Below are 20,030 nucleotides of genomic sequence, written 5' to 3' on the forward strand. Positions count from 1 at the left end.
CACGAGGAGCAAGCTAGGCAGTCCCGTCTTAGCCGGCAACCGGGTTAGCGCGTGTTTCGTAAGTGGGCGTTGGCCGGGTGAGGTCACGGCGTGGCGGTGATCGATAACTGAAGAGGTCTCCGGTAAGTGGGTTAGCGACCAAGCAAACCTGAATACCGGAGACCTCGTGGCCAGCCTAGCGGCGGCGGCGCGGCATGACCTGAGCGACATCCAGTGGCAGCACCTGCACCCGTTGCTGCCTGCGGAATCCTCACGGGGAAGACCGTCCACGTGGACCAAACGACAGATCATCGACGGCATACGGTGGCGGGCACGCACCGGTGCCCCATGGCGTGACGTGCCCGCGACCTACGCCCCATGGCAAACGCTGTATCGATGGTTCCGCCGCTGGCAGCGTGATGGCACCTGGGCCCGTGTCCTGGCCGGGCTGCAATCCGCCGCAGATACGGCCGGGCGCATCGACTGGAGCGTCAGCGTCGACTCCACGATCAGCCGCGCCCATCAACACGCGGCCGGCGCCCGTCGTGACGGCGACCGGCAGAAAGAACCACCCGGCGGGATCCATACCGAGCCCGCTGATCACGCGCTGGGTCGTTCGCGGGGCGGCTGGACCACCAAGACTCATCTCGCCTGCGAGCAGGGCCGCAAGGTCCTGGCCGCCGTCGTCACGGCCGGGCACCGCGGTGACAGCCCGCAGTTCACCACGGTCCTCGACCGCATCCGAGTCACCCGATCCGGACCCGGCCGGCCCCGGACCCGCCCACAGCAGGTCCTCGCGGACCGGGCCTACACGTCCAAGGCCAACCGCGCCTACCTACGCCGACGAGGAATCAAGGCCTGCATCCCGAGCAAGACTGACCAAGACGCCCACCGCCTCGCGAAAGGCTCCCGCGGCGGCCGACCGCCCGCCTTCAGCCCTGAGACCTACCGCCGACGCCACGCCGTGGAGTGCGGCATCAACCAGCTCAAGCAACACCGCGCCATGGCCACCCGCTACGACAAACTGGCCGTGCGCTACGAAGCCACCCTGACCATCGCCGCCATCAACCAGTACCTCCGCGCCTTATGAAACACGCGCTAGTGATGTCCGTCAGCTGAGAAGATGCCCGGACCTCCGTGACCGCGTCGGCGAGGGCTTCCACTCCGTCGGCGATGGCGCGTTCGGTGAGGGTGGCGTAGCCGAAGAGAAGCCCGCCGGGTCCGGTGGGGCTCAGTCGGTACCGGGAGACGCCTTGCACCACCAGTCCGCGCCGGGCGGCGGCAGCGACGACCGGGGCCTCGTCGAGGTCGTGCGGGAGCCAGGTGACGACGTGTTGGCCCGCCGCGACACCGACCGGTTCCAGTTCGGGCAGCCGTGCGCGCAGCGCGGCCAGGAGTGCGTCGCGGCGGCGGCGGTAGACCGGGCGCATGCGCCGTAGGTGCCGGTCGAATTCGCCGCGGGTGAGGAAGTCGGCGAAGGTCAGTTGGTCGATGACGGGAGAGCCGCGGTCGGCCCGTACCTTGGCCGCCGTGATTTCGTCGACCAGGTGTGACGGCGCAAGCAGCCACCCGAGGCGCAGCCCTGGTGCCAGTGTCTTGCTCGCCGTGCCGCAGTAGACGACGGTGGCAGGTGCCAGCCCCTGCATGGCGCCGACGGGTGAGCGGTCGTAGCGGTACTCCGCGTCGTAGTCGTCCTCGATCACCACGGCGCCGCGACGCTGCGCCCAGCCGATCACCCGGGCCCGCGCGCTGGCCGACAGGACGCCGCCGGTGGGCCACTGGTGCGAGGGCGTCAGCACGACGGCGTCCGCGTCGGTCTGTTCGAGCTTCTCGACGAGAATGCCGTCTGGCCCGACCGGGACGCCGATCACGTCCAGGCCGACGGAGGCCGCGACGAGGCGGGCGTCGTCGTCAGCGGATGGGTCCTCGACGGCCACCCTGCGGGCGCCGCGCGCCGCGAGCACCTGGAGTATCAGCGCGATGCCTTGGCCGTAGCCGCTGCAGATCACGACATTCTCCGGGCGGGCCGATGTGCCGCGGACACGGTTGAGGTAGTCGCTCAGGGCTGTGTGCAGTTCGGGTACGCCACGCCCGTCGAGGTAGGCGAAGCGTTCGTTCGGCGTGGTGGTGAGGATGGTTCGCACCGAACGCAGCCAGGCAGCCCGAGGGAACGACGACACGTCGGTGCGGCCGTACCCGAAGTCGATCCCGGCCGCCGGCCGATCCCCGCCGCGCCGACTCGCCGACGGTGGAACCGGATCGACGGCGACCTGGGTGTAGCCGCCCGCCTGACTGGTGAGGTAGCCCTCGGCGACGAGTTGCTGGTAGGCCTCGACCACGACGCCGCGTGAGACTCCCAGATCGGCCGCGATGGTGCGGGTGGGCGGCAGGGACGTCCCGAGACGCAATCGGCCAGCCCGGATGCTGCCCCGGATCGAGGCGGCGATCTGCCGGTGCAGCGGTTCGCCCGCAGACCGGTCGACATCGATGAGCAGGTCCTCCGCAGTGCTCGAATTGGTCCTGGTTCGACCCATGGAATCGGACCTTACCGGGTGTACCGATTTCCATCAGGCTCGGATGTATGACGACAACGACCAGCCCTCGCTTCGACGGCCACCTCCTCACCCCGGGCAACCCGGGGTACGACGCGGCCCGCACCGTCTGGAACGCCATGATTGACCGCCGCCCGCGGATGATCGTGCAGGCCGCGAGCGTCACCGACGTGGTGACCGCGGTGCGCCTCGCCCGCGAACTCGATCTGGAAATCGGGGTACGCTGCGGCGGGCACAACGTGGCCGGCCTCGCCGTCCCGGCGAACGGCCTGATGATCGATCTGACCCCGTTGAACGGCGTTCGGGTCGACCCGATCCGACGACGCGCCCGGGTCCAGGGCGGCGCGCTGCTCGGCGCACTCGACCGGGCGTCGCAGCCACACGGCCTCGCCACGACCGCCGGTAACGTCTCGCACACCGGGGTCGGCGGCCTGACCCTCGGCGGCGGCATGGGCTGGCTCGCCCGCCAACACGGGTTGGCCTGCGACAACGTCGTCTCCTACACGATGGTCACCGCGGACGGGGAAGTGGTGACCGCGAGCCGAACCGACAACCCCGACCTCTACTGGGGCCTACGCGGCGGGGGCGGCAACTTCGGCATCGTCACCGACTTCGACTTCCAAATGCACCACATCGGAACGCAGGCCCTGGTCGCCGAGTTCGACTTCCGCGCCGAGGACGCCGTACCGGTGCTCGAAGGCTGGCGGGACCTCAACGCCGTCGCGCCGCGGCAGGCGACCTTCACCGCCGATGTCCACAGCACGGCCAGGGGCCCTGTCGCCACCGTCGGCTTCGTGTGGGTCGGCGAGCCGGCACAGGGTCACCGGTTGCTGCCGGCGATGCGCGCGCTCGGGCGCCCGGTCGCGGAGCGGGTCACCACGCCGTCGTACCTGGAACTTCAGCAACGCGACGACACCGTCGGCGGCCACGCCTACCGCCGGTACTCCAGTGCGCACTACCTGCGGCAGTTCCCCACCGCCGCGATCGAGGCGTTCCTGCTGCGCGGCGAGTCGGACCTGCACACCGGCGCCCACCTCGCCAACGTCGGGCTACAGGCGCACGGCGGTGCCATCGCCGACATCGCGGATGCCGACGCCGCGTTCAGCCACCGCGGCACCATGTTCGAGTTCGGTGCCGGCTCCCGCTGGACCGAGCCATCCGAAGACGACATTTGGATGGCAGCGGCTCGCAGTGCCGGAGCCGCGCTCGACCCGTACGCCGACGGCGTCTACGTCAACTCGCTCGCCGCCGACGAGGGGCAACGCGGCGTACGCCGCGCGTACCCAGTCGCCAAGCTCGCCAGGCTCACCGCACTCAAGACGATCTGGGACCCACGCAACGTGTTCCACCTCAACCACAACATCCGGCCCCACAGCCAGTAGCGCAGCCGGCTGCTGCCTTGGGGGTCAGTCCTCGTCGCTCTTCTTCTTGTCGCTCTTCTTCTTGTCGCGGTCCATGGCCAGGTCGAGCGCGAGGACGCTGCCGATGATGAGCAGCGGGTCGACGCCGGCAGTGACCTGCACGGCGTACGTGTCCCGGATCGTCAGCCACCTCTTGGAAACCACGGCCACCTCGGTGCCGTCCCGTTCGATCACGTACTCGTGGTCGAGCAGGTCACCCTTCATCTCCAGGTCGTCGGGCCCTGGCACGTCGATGGTGAACTTGTCGCGGAACGGCGTGAGCAGATTCTTGCGGACCTCCGCGGCCTTCTCGCCGCCGATCCTGATCTCGTACGTGGGACGCAGGGCCACCAGGTGCCGGTGCAGCGTGGCGACCTCATGGCCGGAGGCGTCCTCGATGATGACCTTGTTGCGGACGCTGAGCACCTTGCCGTCGACGTGGAAGACCTTGGTGCCGTGCTCGTCGAGCACGTCGAAGTCGTCGCCGATCGAGAAGAACCGCTCCCTGATGACAAACATGAACCGATTCTCCCCCACCCCGCCCGGAAGTGCCGGCCGGCCGGGTGCGGCAGACCCTTCGGCTCCCCCATCGGGAACAGCATCCCGCTCGCTCTCCGCAGTGGATGGCAGTCGAGGCCGTGACCGGGATCGAACCGGCGTACGCGGTTTTGCGGACCGCTCCCTCACCACTCGGGCACACGACCAGGCAGAAGCGCCCGCAGAGGGAATCGAACCCCCGACACCCAGCTCCGGAAGCTGGTGCTCTGTCCCCTGAGCTACGCGGGCATGCGTGGGAGTGGGGAGATTCGAACTCCCTGAGCGCGAACGCACCGGGGTTACAGCCCGGCCCACCTCGCCATCGGTGGCGCACTCCCTGGGGTGACTGGAGGGTGCTGACCCCTCGTCCTCCGGTGCCACAAACCGGCGCTCCACCGTTGAGCTACAGCCACAACTTCGGCCTGAGGGCCAGTGCCCGCGGAAGGTGTCGAACCTCCGACCCCCTGGGTGTGGACCAGGTGCTCTCCCGTTGAGCTACGCGGGCATGCGCGGAAGGGGTGGGATTCGAACCCACGAGGAGACTTCCGCCCCCTGCACCGTTTCCAACGGTGTCCCCGTGACCGCCGGGACCCCTCCATTGCTCCGACGACTGGACTCGAACCAGTACCGGTACGGATTAACAGTCCGCTGCCCTACCAATTGGGCGACGTCGGAATGGTCGCGCGTGCGGGACTCGAACCCGCTTCACCAGCTTGAAAGGCCAGGGGCCTACCCATAACCGAACGCGCGTCTGTGTGCCCCGAGCTGGTGTCGAACCAGCGGCCTTCGGCTTGTCGAGCCGACGCTCTCCCGCTGAGCTACCGGTGCGGGAGCGGGGGCGGGATTCGAACCCGCGATGTCCGGCTTATGAGGCCGGCGAGGACGACCGAACTCCTCTACCCCGCAAGTGCCGCCGAAGGGAATCGAACCCCCGCAGTCCGGATCGGAAGTCCGGAGCCCGGCCATCAGGCGCCGGCGGCATCGTGCTGTGCTCCGCGCTGGACTGGAACCAGCGACACCCGCTTCAGGAGAGCGGTGCTCTGTCCCGCTGAGCTGGCGGGGCAAGTTGGTACGCCGCCGGAGGATCGAACTCCGCTCCCCGGATTAAGAGTCCGGTGCTAAGCCACTCAGCTAGCGGCGCATGGCGGTGAGGGAGGGAGTCGAACCCAGACCGGCGCGCTACCAACTGCGCCACCTCCCGATGCGTGCCCCCGGCGCGATTCGAACGCGCGACCCCCAGATCCGTAATCTGGTGCTCTATCCGCTGAGCCACGGGGGCATGGTGTCGTCGGAGGGAGTTGAACCCACGATTTCTGCGTTATCAGCGCAGTGCCTTAACCAGCTTGGCCACGACGACATGGCGGAGAGGGAGGGATTCGAACCCTCGGCGGTGTCACCCGCTCCGCGTTAGCAACGCGGTGCCATCGGCCGGACTAGGCGACCTCTCCATGGCGCTGACGGCGGGACTCGAACCCGCGACCGCCTCGCTGACAACGAGGTGCTCAAGCCGCTGAGCTACGCCAGCATGGGACCGGCCAGCAGCCGGTGAGTGGAATCAGGCGGAGTCGAACCGATCCTTCCTGGGTGCACCAGGGCGGCGGTTCCGCTCCGCATTCGGCCTTGCGTGCGCTCGGGGGGAGTCGAACCCCCATGCCTTTCGGCACACGGACCTGAGCCGTGCGTGTCTACCTGAGTTCCACCACGAGCGCGTGGTGCCGACGCCCGGTGTCGATCCGGGGGCCTTCCGGTCATGAGCCGGATGCTCTGCCGTTGAGCTACGTCGGCATGGTGCCCTCGACACGAGTCGAACGTGCAACTACGGCCGCCTCACGACCGCGCCTCTTCCATTGGGCTACGAGGGCATGTTCGCGGCAGGGTCCCTTCCGGTTCGCCGGCGCCGATGGGTGCACCCTGTGCCGACCCGCTTACGCGCCCTGCCGTCGCTCCCAGGCCAGGATTCGAACCCAGCTCCCCGCATCCAGAGTGCGGTGTCTTACCGAATAGACGACCCGGGAATGGTGGCCGGCGAGCCGCGGACTCGCCGGCCGGTGATCAGCGCTGCACCAGTTGGGCTACCGGGGCAGGCTTCCGCAGGTTGCGGCATCATCCACTGGGGGCAGTCGAGTTCCGGATTTGCAACTCCGGCGGCGACTTTCCCCCCTGGTCAAGTATGGCTCCGGGAGCAGGAATCGAACCTGCGTTTGTACCGAGATCCAAAGTCCCGTCGCCCTTGCCAGCAGAGCACCCCGGAATGGCGGAGCGGTCGGCGGGCACCGACCCCGCTTCTTCGGTTTGGAAGACCGACGTGTCCGCCAAGTTCACCACGACCGCATGGCATTTCACTTGCGTAGGCCGTACGGGGCTCGAACCCGTAACCTCCTGGCTGAGAACCAGGTGAGCTGCCAGCTTGCTCCAACGGCCCATGGAGCCGGCGGGAATCGCGGTCGCGAGCCCACGATCGCCGCCAACATGCCCTCCCCCGGAGCCCTCGGGGGACTTCACTTCCGTGCGCCACCAGTTACGCCAGGAGGGCATGGATGCGTGGAGAAGAAGGGATTCGAACCCTCGACCTCCGGTCTGCCGAACCGGCGCTCTCCCAGCTGAGCTACAACCCCATGGTCCGGGACCGGGGTGTCGAACCCCGTGTCTCTCGCTCCCAAAGCGAGCGGGTCAGCCGTCTCCCTCGTCCCGGAGGTAATGCCCCCGGCCGGCCCCGCGCAGGCGCCGGCCGGGGTTTTGCTTATGCCATCCACTGTGAAGTTGAGAATCTGCAACGCCGCCGGCCGCAGCCGGGACGAAAAGCAGGGGCGGCAGGACTCGAACCTGCGACCTTCGGTTTTGGAGACCGGTGCTCTACCAGTTGAGCTACGCCCCTATGAAGTTGTTCAGTAACGAGAAAGCCGCCCTGTCCCTGTCGGGGTGGGCGGCTTCGCAGCTTGCGCTGGCGCTATTCGCGCCGCCACCCCGGCTTCCAGTTCTGCTCACTCGCGCACAGATCGTGGGCTCGCGCAATCGAGGGCAGCACGTCACCGCCGCGCGGCATGAGCCGCGTGGTTTCGGTGTAGGCGTGCTGCAACACGGGGAACTCCTTGGTTGGTCGGGACGGCCTTGCTCATTCAAGGTAAGCGTTGTGCCGATCGGATGGCAATGGATATTCCGACGGACCGGCTTCGAAGCCTGGCGGGCTCAGACGATCCCCGCTTCGATGTTGCCCTGCCATAGTGGTCGGCATGCTGGAGACCGGCCGCACCTCAAGGTCAGGTTCTGTCGCGGCGACGGCGAGCTTCGATGTCGCGCAGCACATCCGGGTCCCATTGGCCGGCGTTCCAGTCGTCGCTGGTCGGAGTGGGCGACAGCGGCCACGCCGGGTCCTGCCTGGCGACCGGCGAGTAGTGTCCGGCGACGACTCTGTTGACGTGGGCGATCAGCCGCAGGACCCGCGTCCGGCTGTGCAGCACGCCCCCGATCAGTGCGGCGGCTCCGAGGGCGCGCAGTGCCGCTTGGCCGAACAGGATGGCAGGGGCGGTTCGGTCGGTGGCCAGCCAGGCGATTGCCGCACTGCAGACGACGCAGGCGGGGAAGACGCGCGTGCCCCAGTGGCGGCTGTACGAGCGGCCGGATGAGCCGTGCGCCTCGGCGAGCTGGCGCGTGCCGCGTCCCCAGATCAGCCCGCTGACAGCCAGGCCGATGATGGCGACGAACAGGGTCAGGTTGGCCAGGACGAAACCGACCGCTGCGCCGGTGCCGGACGGGGGCAGCGGCCGGGCCCGGGCGCTCGGGATGCTGCCGAGGACGGCCGCGACGATCGCGGCTAGCGCAAAGAGGATGGCGAACCCGACGACGAACCAGGTCGCGACGTCCCAACCTGCTGTCCGAGGCGCGGGCGGCGGTGTCGAGGACCGGCACGTGTGGCCTTGGCCGGGATGTTCGAGACTGGCGCCGCATTTCATGCAGTGCAAAGTGTTCTCCTGAGCGGCCAGGCCGAGCATGGGCGGAGTAGACGGCGAGAACCGCAATCCGCTCGACGGAGTCGAGCTCGGAGTCGTCGATGCGCTGCCAGTTCGCTTGCCGAGCGTCGCAGGCTTCGACGTCGGCCCACCGGCGGACAGTGTTGCCGATCAGCGGGCCTGGGCAAGCAGGACCTCGATCATCGTTTGAGGTTCGATGGTGGTTGGCCGGTCGCTGACCTGCCCGTCGCCGAGTTCGATGACCCGCCACACGCTGTCCGCACGCAGAGCGAGGTCCACGGTGACGAAAGGCAGGCCGAGCCCACCGATCAACGGTGCGACCGGGGTCAGGTCGACCTCGACTGGCGCCGAATCGTTCGGGCTGTCGGGATGCGCTCCGATCAGAACGCACGCGCCGTCGATCCACCACGTGCGCACCTCGGTCGAGGCGAACCGCTCGAAGCGCCGCAGCACGAGCCCGCCCACGAAGTCGTCGTCACGCAGTTCCAGAAACCGCGACGCCACGCCCCACGCGGCCGCGCCGTCCTCAAGGTCGGGGATGAACGCGGCCGCGTCCCAGTAGTGCTTCATCGACTTGCTGTAGTCACGCAGCACCGCTGGTCCCGCGCCAAGCTCGGCACGCGCGCGGTCGAAGTCCGCCCGCTCGGAGCCCGTGGTCCACACCGATGGCGGAGTCACGGGAGCCAGAGCTGCATACCAGCCAGGCAGCTCATGCGCCCGCTGGTACTGCTCAGCACCGGTCCGCAACACCACACCACGCTCAGCGAGCGTCTCAGCGAACACGGCGTACTGCTCGCTACGTAGCATCCAGCCGCGGTACACAGCCGGACCGCTGCGCGAGACCGAGGCGACCGCGCGGCGCACATCTCCGCCCCGTGCCAACACGTCGTGGTCGACCACCGCCACATCCATCCCGGCAGCACGTGCAGCCCGCGCCTCCGCGGCGAAGTGCTCATCCGGGTGGCGCGGCCGAAGCGGGTCCGCGGGAACCAACAAGATCACGCCTGCATCATGCCCAAGCGTCCATGTCCCTACGACTCTCGCGTGCGGTTACGGCGGTGGTGGACGAGCAGCGTGACCGCGCAGAGCACCGCCACCAGGCCGAACGCCGAGCTGATCCACGGGTTGTCCGCCGCGGTCGACAGCACCACGTTGGCCGCAGCGCTGATGAAGAGCACCAGCCACAGCAGCGGGCGTAGCAGGCCGCCCGGCTTCTTTGGTGCGGCGACCGGGGCGTCGGTGATGCGGTACGGATCGGTCATGACTGCCTCCTTGAGCGAACGTTCCTCGATGCCGTCAACGCTAGGCGCGGGGTGTGGCGGGGACGATCCCGCCAGCTCGACGACAGTGGTACAGCAGGCTGTACCTTCCGCGCCGAGCGTTGCCGGGCGCGGCCCGTGGTGGCCTATGTTGGCGGGGGAGGTGGGTCGATGGCGTACGTGCGAGGCCGGGTTCGCGCCTCGGTCGACGCTCTGGAGCACCTGGTCGGAGGGCTGGGCACCGCCGCGCTGGCGCTGGGCGCGCTGCTCTGGGCGGCGATCGTGGCGGTGACCTGCCTGGTCGGGGTGGGGCTGCTGGCGGCGCCCGGTGCGTTGCGGGCGGTGCGCTGGGTGAGCGACCGCGAGCGGGCCCGGCTGTCCCGCTGGGGCGAGCCGATCCCCACGCCGGGGCCGGTGCCGGCCGGGTTGCGGACGGCGGCGCGCGATCCCTTCGTACGCCGGGAGCTGGGCTGGGTCGGGCTTTCCTCGCTCATCGGCCTGCCGACCGGGCTTGTCGGCCTCGCGCTGCCCCTCTCTGCCGTGCAGTACGTCACGTTCCCCCTGTGGTACCAGCTGATCCCTGCCGACGCCGGCGCGCCGGGGATCGTCTGGTGGCGCATCGACGGATTGTCCGAGGCACTCGCGGTCGGGTTGCTCGGGGTCGGCTCGCTGGCCGCCGCGATCTGGTTCAGCCCGGTCCTGGCCCGTCTCCAGGCGTGGCCGGGCCGGTTGCTGCTGCCTCCGCCGCCGGGTGTCGACCTGTCGCTGCGGGTAGCCGAGCTGACCGCCACCCGCGCTGCGGCGCTCGACGCCCACGCGGTCGAACTGCGCCGGATCGAGCGGTCGCTGCACGACGGCACCCAGAACCGGTTGGTCGCGGTCAACGTGTTGCTGGGTGCCGCGCGGCGGGCCGTGCGCCGCAATCCGGACCGCGCCGACGAGATCCTCGGGCAGGCGCAGGACGCCGCGGAACAGGCACTCGGTGAGCTGCGTACGGTGGTGCGCGGGATCCTGCCGCCCGTGCTGGACGACCGGGGTCTCGCCGGCGCGCTGGCGGGCCTGGCCGGCAGCTGCGTGGTGCCCTGCCGACTTGAGGTGGACGTGGCTGTGCGGTGCGCGGCCTCGGTCGAGGCCACCGCGTACTTCGTGGTGGCCGAGGCGCTGACCAACGTCGTCCGGCACAGCGGTGCGAGCCGGGTGGACGTGGCCGTGCGCCGCGAGCGCGGTCGGCTGCTGGTGTGCATTGAGGACGACGGGCACGGCGACGCGGACGAGACACGTGGCTCAGGGCTCACCGGTATCCGCCGGCGGGTCGAGGCGTACGACGGCCGGATGACGCTGACGAGCCCACCGGGAGGGCCGACGAGAATGGACGTGGAGCTGCCATGCGGATCGTGATCGCCGAGGACGACCCGCTGCTGCGTGAGGGGTTGGCTCTGCTGCTGCGGGCGGAGGATCTGGACGTGGTCGCCACGGCCGGCACTCCGGGCGAGTTCCTGGTCGCCGTCGACGAACACGCGCCGGACGTCGCGATCGTGGACGTACGGATGCCGCCGACCCACACCGACGAGGGCATCGTGGCCGCGGTGGAAGCCCGGCGGCGCCGCCCCGGCCTCGCGGTGCTGGTCCTGTCGGCGTACGTGGAGCAGGCGTTCGCCACCGACCTGTTCTCGGTCGGCGCAGCCGGGCTCGGTTATCTGTTGAAGGAGCGGGTGGGTCGGGTCGAGGAGTTCCTCGCCGCGCTGCACCGTGTCGCGGACGGCGGCAGCGTGATCGATCCGGAGGTGGTGGCGCAGTTGCTCGCCCGCAACCGCCGGACGGACACGGCGCTGAGCGAGCTGTCGCCGCGTGAGCGTGAGGTGCTGGGGCTGATGGCCGAAGGGCTCGGCAACAGCGCGATCGCCGAGCGGCTGTTCGTCACCGACGGCGCGGTGCACAAGCACATCCGCAGCATCTTCTCGAAGCTTCAGCTTCCACCGGACGACCAGGCCGACCGCCGGGTCACCGCGGTGTTGCGCTACCTGGACGGCGGTCGGCGGTAGCGCCTGCTGTACCCGGACCTGGCAGCCCGCGGGATGGTCGCCGTTCTCGCACGTCAATAGCGTTTCTGGTGCGCGCAGTTCTTGCCGATGACACGGAAAGAGGCCACCAGAATGCCGGACTATCCGGGACAGACAATCGAACCGGCGGTACGCGTCGAACAACTCACCCGCGTGTACGGCGCCGGCCGTAACCAGGTGACTGCGCTTGCGGGCATCGATGTCGGCTTCCACAGGGGCACCTTCACCGCGGTGATGGGGCCCTCGGGCTCCGGCAAGAGCACGCTGCTGCAGACCGCGGCCGGGCTCGACCGGCCCACCTCCGGTCGGGTGGTCATCGGCGGCACCGAGCTGTCAGGGCTGTCCGAGACCCGCCTGACCGAGCTGCGTCGTACCCGGATCGGGTTTGTCTTCCAGGCATTCAACCTCATCGGCGCGCTCACCGTCGAGGAGAACATCGTGCTGCCCCTGCGCCTGGCCGGCGTCCGTCCGGACCGGGCCTGGCTGACCCAGGTGGTCGAGCGGGTCGGCCTCGCCGACCGACTGCACCACCGGCCGGCCGCGCTCTCCGGGGGCCAGCAGCAGCGGGTGGCGATCGCCCGGGCGCTGGCCACCCGCCCCGAGGTGATCTTCTGTGACGAGCCCACCGGCGCCCTCGACTCGCGGACCGCGGCGGAGGTGCTGACGCTGCTTCGCGCGGTCGTGGACGAACACGGGCTGACGGTGGTGATGGTGACCCACGATCCGATCGCCGCGTCGTACGCGGACCGCGTGCTCGTGTTGGCCGACGGTGCGATCGTCGCCGACCTTCCGCAGCTCGGAGCCGCCCGTATCGCCGAGCACCTGGCATCGCTGGATCGGCGGGTCCTCCGATGATCGGGCTCGCCGCCCGCCTGCTGCGGCACCGGGCCGGCCCCGCCGCCGCGACCCTGCTGGCCCTGATCGTCGGCGTGCTGATCCTGGTAGCGATGGGCACCCTCGTCGAGTCCGGGTTGCGTTTCCGCCCGGAGCCACGGCTCTGGGCCGCGGCCGACGTGGTCGTCGCCAACCGCACGGTCAGTCACACGTTCAGGGAGTTCGACGGCGAGACCACCACGAGCACCGTCATGCTGCCCGAGGGCGGCACGGTGGACGCTGCGCTGGTCGACCGGATCCGCCAGGTGCCGGGCGTCGCGGCCGTCACCGGCGACGAAGGGGTGCCGATCGGCTCGCCCGCTGCAACGGGACACGGCTGGGACACGTACGCCTTCACCGGTCGTCCCATCGCCGCGGGCGCCGCGCCACGGGCCGACGACGAAGTGCTGGTCGACACCCGTCTCGGCATGGCGCCGGGCGACCGCATCGACCTGGTCGTCGGTGGGGTCGGCCGGTCGTACCGGGTGAGCGGAACCGCCGGGACCGGTTCGGCGGCGGTGTTCTTCACCGACGCGCAGGCCGCCCGGTTGTCCGCCCACCCGGGCCGGGTGGATGCGATCGGCGTGCGGATGGTGCCCGGCGCCGACGTCGGCGCCGTACGCGAGATCGCATCGGCGGCCGGCGCCACGACGTACGGCGGGAAAGACCGTGGGAACGTCGAGCAGTCGGAGAACCAGGCCGCCCAGACGTTGCTGGTCAGCGCCGGATCGGCTTTCGGGGGGTACGTCGTCCTGCTGATCGTCTTCGTGGTGGCCGGCACCATCGGGCTGTCCGTCCGGCACCGTCGACGTGACCTGGCGTTACTGCGCGCGGTCGCGGCCACGCCGGGGCAGGTGCGCCGCATGCTGATCGCCGAGGCCGCGCTGCTCGCCCTGATCGGCTCTGCGATCGGCGGCCCGGCCGGCCTGCTGGCGGCCCGCTGGGTGCACGGCGAGCTGGTCGGGCGGGGGTTCGTGCCGGAAAGCTTCCCGATGGTCGGCGGCCTGTTCGCGGTGCCGGCCGCGATCGGTACGGCGGTCCTCGTGGCGGTGCTCGCCGCTTTGGTTGCCGCACGCCGGGTGACCGGGATCAAGCCGATCGAGGCGCTCGGCGAGATCGCTGTCGAGCCTCGTCGTAGCGGCCGGGTGCGGCTGGTCGCCGGCGTGCTGACGCTGGCGGCGGCCGGCACCTCCGGGGCGTTCACGCTCGGTGCCGCCGGGTCGACCGGGGCACTGGCCGGCGCGGTCGGCATGCTGTACCTGTTCGTCATCGCGGTGGCGCTGCTCGCACCGAGGATCAACGCGTACGCGGCACGCCTGCTCACACCGTTGTTGCCGCGGATGTGGCGGGTCAGCGGCTATCTGGCTGCGGCCAATCTGCGGGCCAACGCGCAGGGCATGGCGACCGTCCTGACCGCCCTCGTGCTGTCCGTGGGGTTCGGCGGCTCGGTCTGCTTCCTGCAGACCAACCTGGAACGGCAGACCACCACGCAGAGCAGCGCGGGCACCCTCGCCGAGCGGGTGCTTGTCGCTCCGGGTGGGCTGCCGGCGGACGCGGCGCGGGAGATCCGCGAGTTGGCCGGGGTGCAGGCGGCCACCGGTGTGCACCGTACGCAGGTGGTGGTGCGGGCGCTCGACGGAATCGAGCCGGTCAGCGCGCAGTCGGTCGACCCGGCTGGCATCACGGCGACGATGGACCTCGCCGTGCGCGAGGGCAACCTGGCCGACCTGCGCGCGGGCACTGTCGCCCTGTCCGCGACGCAGGCGTCCTCGTCCGGCTGGGACGTCGGCGATCAGGCGAAACTCTGGCTGGGCGACGGCACCCCTGTCACGTTGGACGTCATCGCGGTCTACGACCGTGGCCTCGGATTCGGCGACGTCACGCTGGCCGCAGAGACGGTCGCCGGGCACACGGCCGGGAATACCAACGACGAGATCCTGGTCAGCGCCGGCCCCGAGGCCGACACCGCATTGGCCACCTGGTCAGCTGGGCGACCAGGCACCGAGGTTCTCGACGCCGCCACCCGTACGCGCCTGATCAGCACCGACCTGGCGCTCGGTGCCTGGCTGAACCGGCTGCTGATCGGCGTGATGGTGGGCTACGCGGCGCTGGCGGCGGCCACCACGATGGTGATGGCCGCGCTGGCCCGCCGTCGCGAGTTGGCGTTGCTGCAACTGGTCGGGGTCACCCGCCGTCAGATTCGACGGATGGTCCAGGCCGAACAGGCCGGGCTCCTCGGCAGCGCGGTGCTGATCGGCGCGACGATCGCGGCGCTGACCCTGAGCGCGATCGTCAACGGACTGACCGGCAGCCCGATCCCGTACGTCCCGCCGCTCGGTTGGGTGGCGGTGCTCGGCGGCACCACACTGCTGGCGTTGGCAACCACTGTGTGGCCCGTCCGCCGGCTGCTCAGCGCTCCTCCGATCGACAACATCGGCGTGAAGGAGTAGACGTCGCGGCTCGAACATGGACGACCGTGCCGTCTCCGCGTACATCGCTGAGGCGGCACGGTCGCCCTGGTGTCCCAGCTACGGGTGGACCCAGGGCCGGGGCAAAGTCGTGGCGGCGGCAATGGCTGACGTCGACGCTCGGCCAGGGACCGTTAGCCCCAGGCGCGCGCGACCTGCTCCCACCGCCCCGGCCATCACCAGCCGCCCTCACGGACGCTGCGCCCTATCAGCCGGCATGTCAGTACGTTCATCCGAGGGTGGGCCGGCCCTCGCCGATCCGTTCTTCTACCGGGCGATCGGACCAGGCCAGCCATGGGTCCGCGCGGGACTTGGGCACGACCACAGGCCTGTTGCCCACCAACGCCTCGAAGATGCGGACTGACTCGATGAAGGTGCGGGACTGGTAGCCCACGGACCAAGCGGTTTCGTGCTCCCGCTCTCGCGATCATCGGGCACCGGTGCCGGCAGCTGGCCGGATCATGTCAAGGTTGCCGGCGCCAGTTTCGGCTCGACTTCGGACTGGCGCAAAGTCGCGACGGGTGCGGCGGAGAAGCAGCATCACACCGAGGGCCGCGACCCACAGTCCCCACATGGTGCTTCCGAGCAGGCCGGCGAGGTCCCAGACCGGGAAGCCGGGAATCGTGGTGGCGAGAATGTCGCCCTGGTTCAGCAGGTAGAGCAGGCTGACGGCGAGGCCGACCAGCCCCAGCCACCGAGGCAGTACCCGGGTTCGCACGATGATGATGCCGACCGTCACCGACCAGCCCACCGCCATCAGCTGGCCGAGGTGTTCACCGAGAAGTGCTCCACCGAACTGGTGTTGCGCGGTCCACGCGGCACCGGCCGCGGCCCGGGTGGTGGCGTCGCCCGTGACGTAGGACTGGGTCAGGGCAGGAACGACGAAGACCCAGCACAGGAAGCCGATCAGTGACAGCACTACCGAACTGGCACCGACGTAGGTGGCGATCCGCAGCGCGGCGTCGTCGCTGCGGCCGAGCGCGGCGGGGAGTAGCAGGACGGGTACGGCGAGGATCGCGTAGGTCCACGCGGTGGCAAACCACGTCCACACCAGGCCGGTACCCCCGGCGGCGAACGCCGGCAACACCACACCGGCTGGTTCTCGCAGGATGTCGGGCCAGTCGAACGTCGAGGACAGCACGGTGGCCGCGACCGCGAACGTGACCGAGCCCAGCAGGAACAGACTTCCGGTGACCCGGCGAAGTGCGTCGGTCGGCAGAGACCGCGCCATGTCGCGTCTCACGCTCATCGTGCGCCCGCACCCGTGGCGGGATGGGCGAGCGCCGACGGCGTGCGGCAGCCGACGATCGCCGGTGCTTCCTGAACCAGTTGATCGTTTGTCAGGGCGTCCACCATGAAAAGGGCGAAGTCCACCCGGCGCGTGAGGTTGCTCGCCAGGATCGGGTCGCCTACGTGTCGGCTCCACACCGGCAGCCCTTGGCTGTCGCCCTCCTGCAGGTCGCTGCCGCGGACCACCGTCCATCGGGTGTTGCTGGCGAAGATGCGCCGGCAGGCTTCGACCTGATCACCGAGGTCGGCGAAGCGAGCAAGTTTCGCGAGGGGGCCGGCGATCTTGACGAGCGCCTTGAGTTTCAAGGAGTACACGTCGTGGCCGTCGCGGCTGATGTGCCACCCGCAGGAGAAGACGAGACGCGCCCCGGGCCGTGCGTGGTCGAGGACTGCCTGGGCGGTGCCCGACGAGTAGCCGTACACACCGCGCGGAACCAGGACGGTCAGCACCCCGTCGCATCCGGCGACCGCACGTGCGATGGCATCGCGATCGTCGGTCGCTCCAGCCATGACCGTCATGCGTCCTTTGAACGCGTCGAGCTTGCCTACGCTCTCTTCTCGGCACACGCCTACCACCTGGTAGCCGCGATCCAGTGCATGTTTCACCATGTACTGCCCGAGTTTCCCGGACGCGCCGACGATGCAGACCTTCAGGCGGACAGGGTCAGGTCGTGCGAGTGGATCCATGTCTTTACTCCTGGCGTTTAGAGGCGGCCGGCTGTCGCCGGGCGTACCGGACCGGTCTCACCGCGCAGCCACGATTACCGGCTCAGCCGGATCCGTACCGCCGGTGTCCAGCCGGAATGGCGGGTAGGCGTCCGTCATCAACGACGTGTACGCGGCGACCCGCAGCACCCACCGGTTCAGGCCGAGGATCAGGTTGAAGAGGCCGTCGGGATAGCGGCCGGTGACCGCCAGGATGATCGCGGCGATCAGGACCAGGAGTCCGATCAGCCCGATGCTGGCCCAGCTGAAGTTCTGGGCGTCGGAGCGGGTGGCGAGCCAGGTGCCGCCGCCGACGAAGAAGCCGACGATCAGGTAGTGCGGGATGGCGAGCAGCCACCACTTGACCAGGACCAGACCACGGGAGAGATGCTCGGGGTAGGGGACGTGCAGTTGGGCCGGGTAGTCAGGCACCTCGGCCAGGGTGAACGGCGGATAGCGATCGGTGCCCAGGGCGCTGTAGGCGTAGTAGTTAGCACGCCAGGTCCACCGCAGGACGCCGAGGTTGAAGTCGAAGATCGGCCGGGGATATCGGCCGGTGAGCAGGATCGCGAAGAACGCGACGACCGACAGCGCGACGAACGCGATCCAGAGGAAGACGAGGGCGAGGTAGTGCGGGATGATCAGGACCCACTTCACGAGCCACAGCCACCGTGACAGGTGTGGATCCATTCGCGCGTTCACGCGTACCGGATAGCTCAACGGTGCGGTCATGACGGTTCGCCTTCCACCGGCGACTGGCGTCGCCTGGTAGGGGCGCGGCGCAGGCCCGTCACCCGGCTGGTGACGTCGATGACGATCGGATGACCGGATCGTCTGCCAACACTCGGCCCTCGAACGTAAAGGGGTCCCTGTGGGACTGCCGACGTTCCGGGCAGCACGCCCGGTGGGCGCTGACTCGCCGGTGACCCGGCGAACCGATCCATGGGCGACCCTACGCGCAATCGACGCAGCCGCGCGTCTCCCGGCGCGGGTTGTTCACATCTCGGTCGATCGCCGAGGACGGCGCCAGGAGCGGCTGAACGGCCGCCGCGCTACTTCGGACCCAGCCGCAGCAGGACGGTGCCGTGACCCCGCCGCCGCGATTGCGACCTCCGCCCACACGTATTTGATTCCAGCGTCGGTGTACCAGCCCATGCGCAGCGACAATTTGCGGGCCATGTGCAGACCGAGCCCACCGGCTCTGGCGAACCGTTCCCCGGCGACCTGGGGGGCGAGCCACGGATTGTTGTCCGCCACTTCGACGATGTACGTCGTGGCGGTCCGGAAGAGCCGCACCGTCGTGGGAGGTCCGGTGTGCGCCATCGCGTTGGCGGCAAGCTCGGTCGCCACGATCGCCAGGCGTCGCGCGACCTCTTCACTCCCCGCGCCGGTCGACATCAGCCGGCCGGCGAGGGCGTGACGCACGGAGGCTCGCAGCGCGCGTAGTTCGACGAACGCGATCGGCGTCCATGTCTCGACCAGTGCCTTGTCGGCGGGTGGCCGCTCACTGCTGAGGAAGCCCTTGATCACTCGGGCGGTGCGATCGACATGGTTCTCGGAGGCGCTGTGCAGGTCGGCCACGATGACGGCTTTCGGCTCGCTGTTGATGGGCGATCGGCGAGCAAGGAGAAACGTCGAGGACGGATTGCAGCCACGGTCACGAAGCCGCCGAGCGTCGGCATAGCAGCAGCAGCCGTGCATCCGAGGAGGCTTCACCGTACGCTGCCGAGCACGCTCCCACCGAACGAGACGTCACAGTCCAGGTATGAAGGGCTGAACCACACCGCAGCTTGCCCGCCGTGCCCAGCATGGCTGTCGTGGGTGCCAGGCTGTACAGGCTGTCCGCCCGGGTCACCTCGGCGGCTCCGGTGATCACCGTGGCCGCTGTGTCGGTCCACCGCCTCACCCGGGGTCTGCATCCGATGGTGCTCGTCCTCGTGCGACATCCTCATCGCCTCCTCGCCATCAAGATACCCCCGGGAGGTATGACCGTCAGGCGTGTTGGTGTTTTGCGAGTCACCCACGTAAACCCAGCATTTGTCAGAGGCACGGGTCAGGAGACCGCGGTTCGTCACTTAGCCACCAAAGGAGCTGCGGCCGGCATCGCAGCCCGCCTGATCGCAGGCCAGCAGAGCTGGTGCGACACGGCACGGCGGCGTATGCGTCGCCCCAGGCCCTACAGGACGAGTGGTGGTCGCCTCGTAGCCGGTCTGCCGCGACAACAATCGGGGGACGGCAGATGACGGCGAGGACGAGGACCGCGCCGCGCCAGCCGAGGTGCGCGGCCAGGAGGCCGGTCAGCGGCATGAAGATGGTGCTTCTACACCGCCGCAAACGCGCCGGCGGTCAGGGGGCTTTCGATGACCTGGCGGCGTGCTATGTCGTCGCGGCCGGGATCGCCTGCTGCGGGTCGGACAAAAGGCCGCCAGCCAGTTCGCTTGCCGGGTCGTTGTGCGCCCAGGCGGGGTGATCGGCCCATGGGGTCGCAGTACACGATGCGTACCGGACGTCCCCGTAGCGCGGCTTCACGAACGGCGAGGTCAACCGCGACGAGGCTGCAGTCAGACCCGTCGACTCCGACAAGAATGGGTGGGCCGGTCATGAGTGCTTGGCGACGGTGAGCAGCACCGCGGCGTCTTCGAGCGCTTCCAGCGTGTGCCGGCGATCCGGCACGATCAGCAGGTCGCCAGGTACGCCGTCCCAGGACATTTCGCCAGCGCCGAGCCGGACCCGGCCGTGCAGTACGTGGACCGTGGCCTCGCCGGGGTTCTCGTGTTCGCTGAGCATCTGGCCGGCGGTCAGCGCGATCACCGTCTGGCGGAGTTGGTGCTCGTGGCCGCCATGAACGGTGGAGCTGCTACGGCCGCTGGAGGCGCTGTGCGCGAGCTTGAGCTGCTGACGGGCCAGTGCGGTCAGGGAGAATTTCTGCATGACAAAAT

General features: G+C 69.4%; 19 protein-coding genes and 27 tRNA genes. 6 read left to right on the top strand and 40 right to left on the bottom strand.

The window, feature by feature from the left end; all coding sequences use genetic code 11:
• The first annotated feature begins 166 nt into the window (after window positions 1-166).
• Complete coding sequence (locus GA0070619_RS17220) at window positions 167-1,069, top strand: IS5 family transposase (protein ID WP_088949020.1); 903 nt, start codon at window positions 167-169, stop codon at window positions 1,067-1,069.
• Here the strand turns inward: GA0070619_RS17220 and pdxR are convergent.
• The gene (pdxR, locus tag GA0070619_RS17225; protein WP_088949021.1) at window positions 1,044-2,513 is read right to left on the bottom strand and encodes a MocR-like pyridoxine biosynthesis transcription factor PdxR; all 1,470 of its coding nucleotides are present in this window, start codon (window positions 2,511-2,513) and stop codon (window positions 1,044-1,046) included. The two genes, GA0070619_RS17220 and pdxR, sit on opposite strands and share 26 nt — an antisense overlap.
• A gap of 47 nt (window positions 2,514-2,560) precedes the next feature.
• Here pdxR and GA0070619_RS17230 point away from each other — a divergent pair, with 47 nt between their 5' ends.
• Window positions 2,561-3,913 carry an FAD-dependent oxidoreductase gene (locus tag GA0070619_RS17230; protein ID WP_088949022.1) on the top strand — a complete coding sequence of 451 codons (1,353 nt, stop codon included), beginning with the start codon at window positions 2,561-2,563 and terminating at the stop codon, window positions 3,911-3,913.
• A gap of 24 nt (window positions 3,914-3,937) precedes the next feature.
• Here GA0070619_RS17230 and GA0070619_RS17235 read toward each other — a convergent pair whose 3' ends face one another.
• The 32 genes from GA0070619_RS17235 to GA0070619_RS17365 all read right to left on the bottom strand — a co-directional run bounded on the left by GA0070619_RS17235 (window position 3,938) and on the right by GA0070619_RS17365 (window position 9,698).
• Entirely contained in the window at window positions 3,938-4,450 is a 513-nt protein-coding gene (locus tag GA0070619_RS17235) for an LURP-one-related/scramblase family protein (RefSeq protein WP_088949023.1), read from the bottom strand.
• A 114-nt stretch (window positions 4,451-4,564) separates the two neighbouring features.
• A tRNA-Cys gene (locus GA0070619_RS17240) sits at window positions 4,565-4,635 on the bottom strand.
• Window positions 4,636-4,644: 9 nt separating this feature from the next.
• Window positions 4,645-4,717 (bottom strand) — tRNA-Arg (locus GA0070619_RS17245).
• Between the two features lie 5 nt (window positions 4,718-4,722).
• Window positions 4,723-4,806: transfer RNA gene (locus GA0070619_RS32425), tRNA-Tyr, on the bottom strand.
• Window positions 4,807-4,881: transfer RNA gene (locus tag GA0070619_RS17250), tRNA-His, on the bottom strand.
• Window positions 4,882-4,901: 20 nt separating this feature from the next.
• Window positions 4,902-4,973 (bottom strand) — tRNA-Val (locus tag GA0070619_RS17255).
• A 5-nt stretch (window positions 4,974-4,978) separates the two neighbouring features.
• Window positions 4,979-5,065, bottom strand: a tRNA-Ser gene (locus tag GA0070619_RS32430).
• A gap of 4 nt (window positions 5,066-5,069) precedes the next feature.
• Window positions 5,070-5,143: transfer RNA gene (locus GA0070619_RS17260), tRNA-Asn, on the bottom strand.
• Between the two features lies 1 nt (window position 5,144).
• Window positions 5,145-5,218, bottom strand: a tRNA-Glu gene (locus GA0070619_RS17265).
• A 6-nt stretch (window positions 5,219-5,224) separates the two neighbouring features.
• Window positions 5,225-5,296 (bottom strand) — tRNA-Val (locus GA0070619_RS17270).
• Between the two features lie 2 nt (window positions 5,297-5,298).
• Window positions 5,299-5,374: transfer RNA gene (locus tag GA0070619_RS17275), tRNA-Met, on the bottom strand.
• 2 nt (window positions 5,375-5,376) lie between these two features.
• A tRNA-Gly gene (locus GA0070619_RS17280) sits at window positions 5,377-5,448 on the bottom strand.
• 9 nt (window positions 5,449-5,457) lie between these two features.
• Window positions 5,458-5,531, bottom strand: a tRNA-Arg gene (locus GA0070619_RS17285).
• A 4-nt stretch (window positions 5,532-5,535) separates the two neighbouring features.
• A tRNA-Lys gene (locus GA0070619_RS17290) sits at window positions 5,536-5,609 on the bottom strand.
• A gap of 65 nt (window positions 5,610-5,674) precedes the next feature.
• Window positions 5,675-5,747 (bottom strand) — tRNA-Arg (locus tag GA0070619_RS17295).
• Between the two features lies 1 nt (window position 5,748).
• A tRNA-Ile gene (locus tag GA0070619_RS17300) sits at window positions 5,749-5,825 on the bottom strand.
• A 1-nt stretch (window position 5,826) separates the two neighbouring features.
• A tRNA-Ser gene (locus GA0070619_RS17305) sits at window positions 5,827-5,916 on the bottom strand.
• Window position 5,917: 1 nt separating this feature from the next.
• Window positions 5,918-5,993: transfer RNA gene (locus GA0070619_RS17310), tRNA-Asp, on the bottom strand.
• Window positions 5,994-6,093: 100 nt separating this feature from the next.
• A tRNA-Leu gene (locus GA0070619_RS17315) sits at window positions 6,094-6,177 on the bottom strand.
• A gap of 1 nt (window position 6,178) precedes the next feature.
• Window positions 6,179-6,253, bottom strand: a tRNA-Met gene (locus GA0070619_RS17320).
• Between the two features lies 1 nt (window position 6,254).
• Window positions 6,255-6,330: transfer RNA gene (locus GA0070619_RS17325), tRNA-Leu, on the bottom strand.
• 81 nt (window positions 6,331-6,411) lie between these two features.
• A tRNA-Gln gene (locus tag GA0070619_RS17330) sits at window positions 6,412-6,483 on the bottom strand.
• A gap of 156 nt (window positions 6,484-6,639) precedes the next feature.
• Window positions 6,640-6,719, bottom strand: a tRNA-Gln gene (locus GA0070619_RS17335).
• A gap of 7 nt (window positions 6,720-6,726) precedes the next feature.
• Window positions 6,727-6,799: transfer RNA gene (locus GA0070619_RS32435), tRNA-Gly, on the bottom strand.
• Window positions 6,800-6,816: 17 nt separating this feature from the next.
• Window positions 6,817-6,890: transfer RNA gene (locus GA0070619_RS17340), tRNA-Glu, on the bottom strand.
• Window positions 6,891-7,010: 120 nt separating this feature from the next.
• Window positions 7,011-7,083, bottom strand: a tRNA-Ala gene (locus GA0070619_RS17345).
• Between the two features lies 1 nt (window position 7,084).
• Window positions 7,085-7,160 (bottom strand) — tRNA-Pro (locus GA0070619_RS32440).
• Window positions 7,161-7,270: 110 nt separating this feature from the next.
• Window positions 7,271-7,343: transfer RNA gene (locus tag GA0070619_RS17350), tRNA-Trp, on the bottom strand.
• Between the two features lie 72 nt (window positions 7,344-7,415).
• Window positions 7,416-7,547 carry a hypothetical protein gene (locus GA0070619_RS33845; protein WP_255508955.1) on the bottom strand — a complete coding sequence of 44 codons (132 nt, stop codon included), beginning with the start codon at window positions 7,545-7,547 and terminating at the stop codon, window positions 7,416-7,418.
• A gap of 178 nt (window positions 7,548-7,725) precedes the next feature.
• Window positions 7,726-8,457 carry a hypothetical protein gene (locus GA0070619_RS17355; protein WP_231927077.1) on the bottom strand — a complete coding sequence of 244 codons (732 nt, stop codon included), beginning with the start codon at window positions 8,455-8,457 and terminating at the stop codon, window positions 7,726-7,728.
• A gap of 129 nt (window positions 8,458-8,586) precedes the next feature.
• Window positions 8,587-9,438 (bottom strand): ATP-grasp domain-containing protein, encoded by an 852-nt coding sequence (locus GA0070619_RS17360; protein ID WP_088949024.1) that lies wholly within the window; start codon window positions 9,436-9,438, stop codon window positions 8,587-8,589.
• 29 nt (window positions 9,439-9,467) lie between these two features.
• Window positions 9,468-9,698, bottom strand: a complete 231-nt coding sequence (locus tag GA0070619_RS17365; RefSeq protein WP_088949025.1) for a hypothetical protein — start codon at window positions 9,696-9,698, stop codon at window positions 9,468-9,470.
• A gap of 168 nt (window positions 9,699-9,866) precedes the next feature.
• Here GA0070619_RS17365 and GA0070619_RS17370 point away from each other — a divergent pair, with 168 nt between their 5' ends.
• From GA0070619_RS17370 to GA0070619_RS17385, 4 genes are all read left to right on the top strand, one after another.
• The gene (locus GA0070619_RS17370; protein ID WP_088949026.1) at window positions 9,867-11,093 is read left to right on the top strand and encodes a sensor histidine kinase; all 1,227 of its coding nucleotides are present in this window, start codon (window positions 9,867-9,869) and stop codon (window positions 11,091-11,093) included.
• Window positions 11,081-11,737: a response regulator transcription factor gene (locus GA0070619_RS17375; RefSeq protein WP_088949027.1), complete on the top strand. Its 657-nt coding sequence runs from the start codon at window positions 11,081-11,083 to the stop codon at window positions 11,735-11,737. The genes GA0070619_RS17370 and GA0070619_RS17375 overlap by 13 nt, the downstream gene beginning before the upstream one ends.
• Window positions 11,738-11,848: 111 nt before the next feature.
• Window positions 11,849-12,610, top strand: coding sequence for an ABC transporter ATP-binding protein (locus tag GA0070619_RS17380; RefSeq protein ID WP_088949028.1), 762 nt, complete (start codon window positions 11,849-11,851; stop codon window positions 12,608-12,610).
• Window positions 12,607-15,078, top strand: coding sequence for an ABC transporter permease (locus GA0070619_RS17385; RefSeq protein ID WP_088949029.1), 2,472 nt, complete (start codon window positions 12,607-12,609; stop codon window positions 15,076-15,078). The genes GA0070619_RS17380 and GA0070619_RS17385 overlap by 4 nt, the downstream gene beginning before the upstream one ends.
• 247 nt (window positions 15,079-15,325) lie before the next feature.
• On the opposite strand, the gene GA0070619_RS34120 is transcribed toward GA0070619_RS17385, so the two are convergent.
• The 7 genes from GA0070619_RS34120 to GA0070619_RS17420 form a co-directional block, all read right to left on the bottom strand.
• Window positions 15,326-15,490 (bottom strand): hypothetical protein, encoded by a 165-nt coding sequence (locus tag GA0070619_RS34120; protein ID WP_088949030.1) that lies wholly within the window; start codon window positions 15,488-15,490, stop codon window positions 15,326-15,328.
• Between the two features lie 33 nt (window positions 15,491-15,523).
• Window positions 15,524-16,345 carry a DUF4386 domain-containing protein gene (locus GA0070619_RS17395; protein ID WP_231927078.1) on the bottom strand — a complete coding sequence of 274 codons (822 nt, stop codon included), beginning with the start codon at window positions 16,343-16,345 and terminating at the stop codon, window positions 15,524-15,526.
• Window positions 16,342-17,073, bottom strand: a complete 732-nt coding sequence (locus GA0070619_RS17400) for an NAD(P)-dependent oxidoreductase (RefSeq protein WP_088949032.1) — start codon at window positions 17,071-17,073, stop codon at window positions 16,342-16,344. Before GA0070619_RS17400 ends, GA0070619_RS17395 begins: the two co-directional genes overlap by 4 nt.
• A gap of 57 nt (window positions 17,074-17,130) precedes the next feature.
• Window positions 17,131-17,823, bottom strand: coding sequence for a DUF4389 domain-containing protein (locus tag GA0070619_RS17405; protein ID WP_088949033.1), 693 nt, complete (start codon window positions 17,821-17,823; stop codon window positions 17,131-17,133).
• A 264-nt stretch (window positions 17,824-18,087) separates the two neighbouring features.
• On the bottom strand, window positions 18,088-18,672 hold the full coding sequence (locus GA0070619_RS17410; protein ID WP_088949034.1) for an ATP-binding protein: 585 nt from the start codon (window positions 18,670-18,672) through the stop codon (window positions 18,088-18,090).
• A gap of 739 nt (window positions 18,673-19,411) precedes the next feature.
• The gene (locus GA0070619_RS17415) at window positions 19,412-19,693 is read right to left on the bottom strand and encodes a universal stress protein (RefSeq protein WP_088949035.1); all 282 of its coding nucleotides are present in this window, start codon (window positions 19,691-19,693) and stop codon (window positions 19,412-19,414) included.
• A complete protein-coding gene (locus GA0070619_RS17420; protein ID WP_088949036.1) occupies window positions 19,690-20,022 on the bottom strand; it encodes a cupin domain-containing protein in 333 nt (110 codons plus the stop codon). Before GA0070619_RS17420 ends, GA0070619_RS17415 begins: the two co-directional genes overlap by 4 nt.
• Between the last annotated feature and the right edge of the window lie 8 nt (window positions 20,023-20,030).

This window comes from Micromonospora zamorensis (assembly GCF_900090275.1).
Taxonomy (GTDB): domain Bacteria; phylum Actinomycetota; class Actinomycetes; order Mycobacteriales; family Micromonosporaceae; genus Micromonospora; species Micromonospora zamorensis.

Bases quoted from the DNA above. Each gene is read 5' to 3' on its own strand.
- GA0070619_RS17385 (WP_088949029.1), top strand. From the start codon at position 12,607: ATGATCGGGCTCGCCGCCCGCCTGCTGCGGCACCGGGCCGGCCCCGCC.
- GA0070619_RS17420 (WP_088949036.1), bottom strand. From the start codon at position 20,022: ATGCAGAAATTCTCCCTGACCGCACTGGCCCGTCAGCAGCTCAAGCTC.
- GA0070619_RS17380 (WP_088949028.1), top strand. From the start codon at position 11,849: ATGCCGGACTATCCGGGACAGACAATCGAACCGGCGGTACGCGTCGAA.
- GA0070619_RS17400 (WP_088949032.1), bottom strand. From the start codon at position 17,073: ATGGATCCACTCGCACGACCTGACCCTGTCCGCCTGAAGGTCTGCATC.
- GA0070619_RS17375 (WP_088949027.1), top strand. From the start codon at position 11,081: ATGCGGATCGTGATCGCCGAGGACGACCCGCTGCTGCGTGAGGGGTTG.
- GA0070619_RS17370 (WP_088949026.1), top strand. From the start codon at position 9,867: ATGGCGTACGTGCGAGGCCGGGTTCGCGCCTCGGTCGACGCTCTGGAG.
- GA0070619_RS17365 (WP_088949025.1), bottom strand. From the start codon at position 9,698: ATGACCGATCCGTACCGCATCACCGACGCCCCGGTCGCCGCACCAAAG.
- GA0070619_RS17355 (WP_231927077.1), bottom strand. From the start codon at position 8,457: ATGCTCGGCCTGGCCGCTCAGGAGAACACTTTGCACTGCATGAAATGC.
- GA0070619_RS17395 (WP_231927078.1), bottom strand. From the start codon at position 16,345: ATGAGCGTGAGACGCGACATGGCGCGGTCTCTGCCGACCGACGCACTT.
- GA0070619_RS17230 (WP_088949022.1), top strand. From the start codon at position 2,561: ATGACGACAACGACCAGCCCTCGCTTCGACGGCCACCTCCTCACCCCG.
- GA0070619_RS17405 (WP_088949033.1), bottom strand. From the start codon at position 17,823: ATGACCGCACCGTTGAGCTATCCGGTACGCGTGAACGCGCGAATGGAT.
- GA0070619_RS17235 (WP_088949023.1), bottom strand. From the start codon at position 4,450: ATGTTTGTCATCAGGGAGCGGTTCTTCTCGATCGGCGACGACTTCGAC.
- GA0070619_RS17415 (WP_088949035.1), bottom strand. From the start codon at position 19,693: ATGACCGGCCCACCCATTCTTGTCGGAGTCGACGGGTCTGACTGCAGC.
- pdxR (WP_088949021.1), bottom strand. From the start codon at position 2,513: ATGGGTCGAACCAGGACCAATTCGAGCACTGCGGAGGACCTGCTCATC.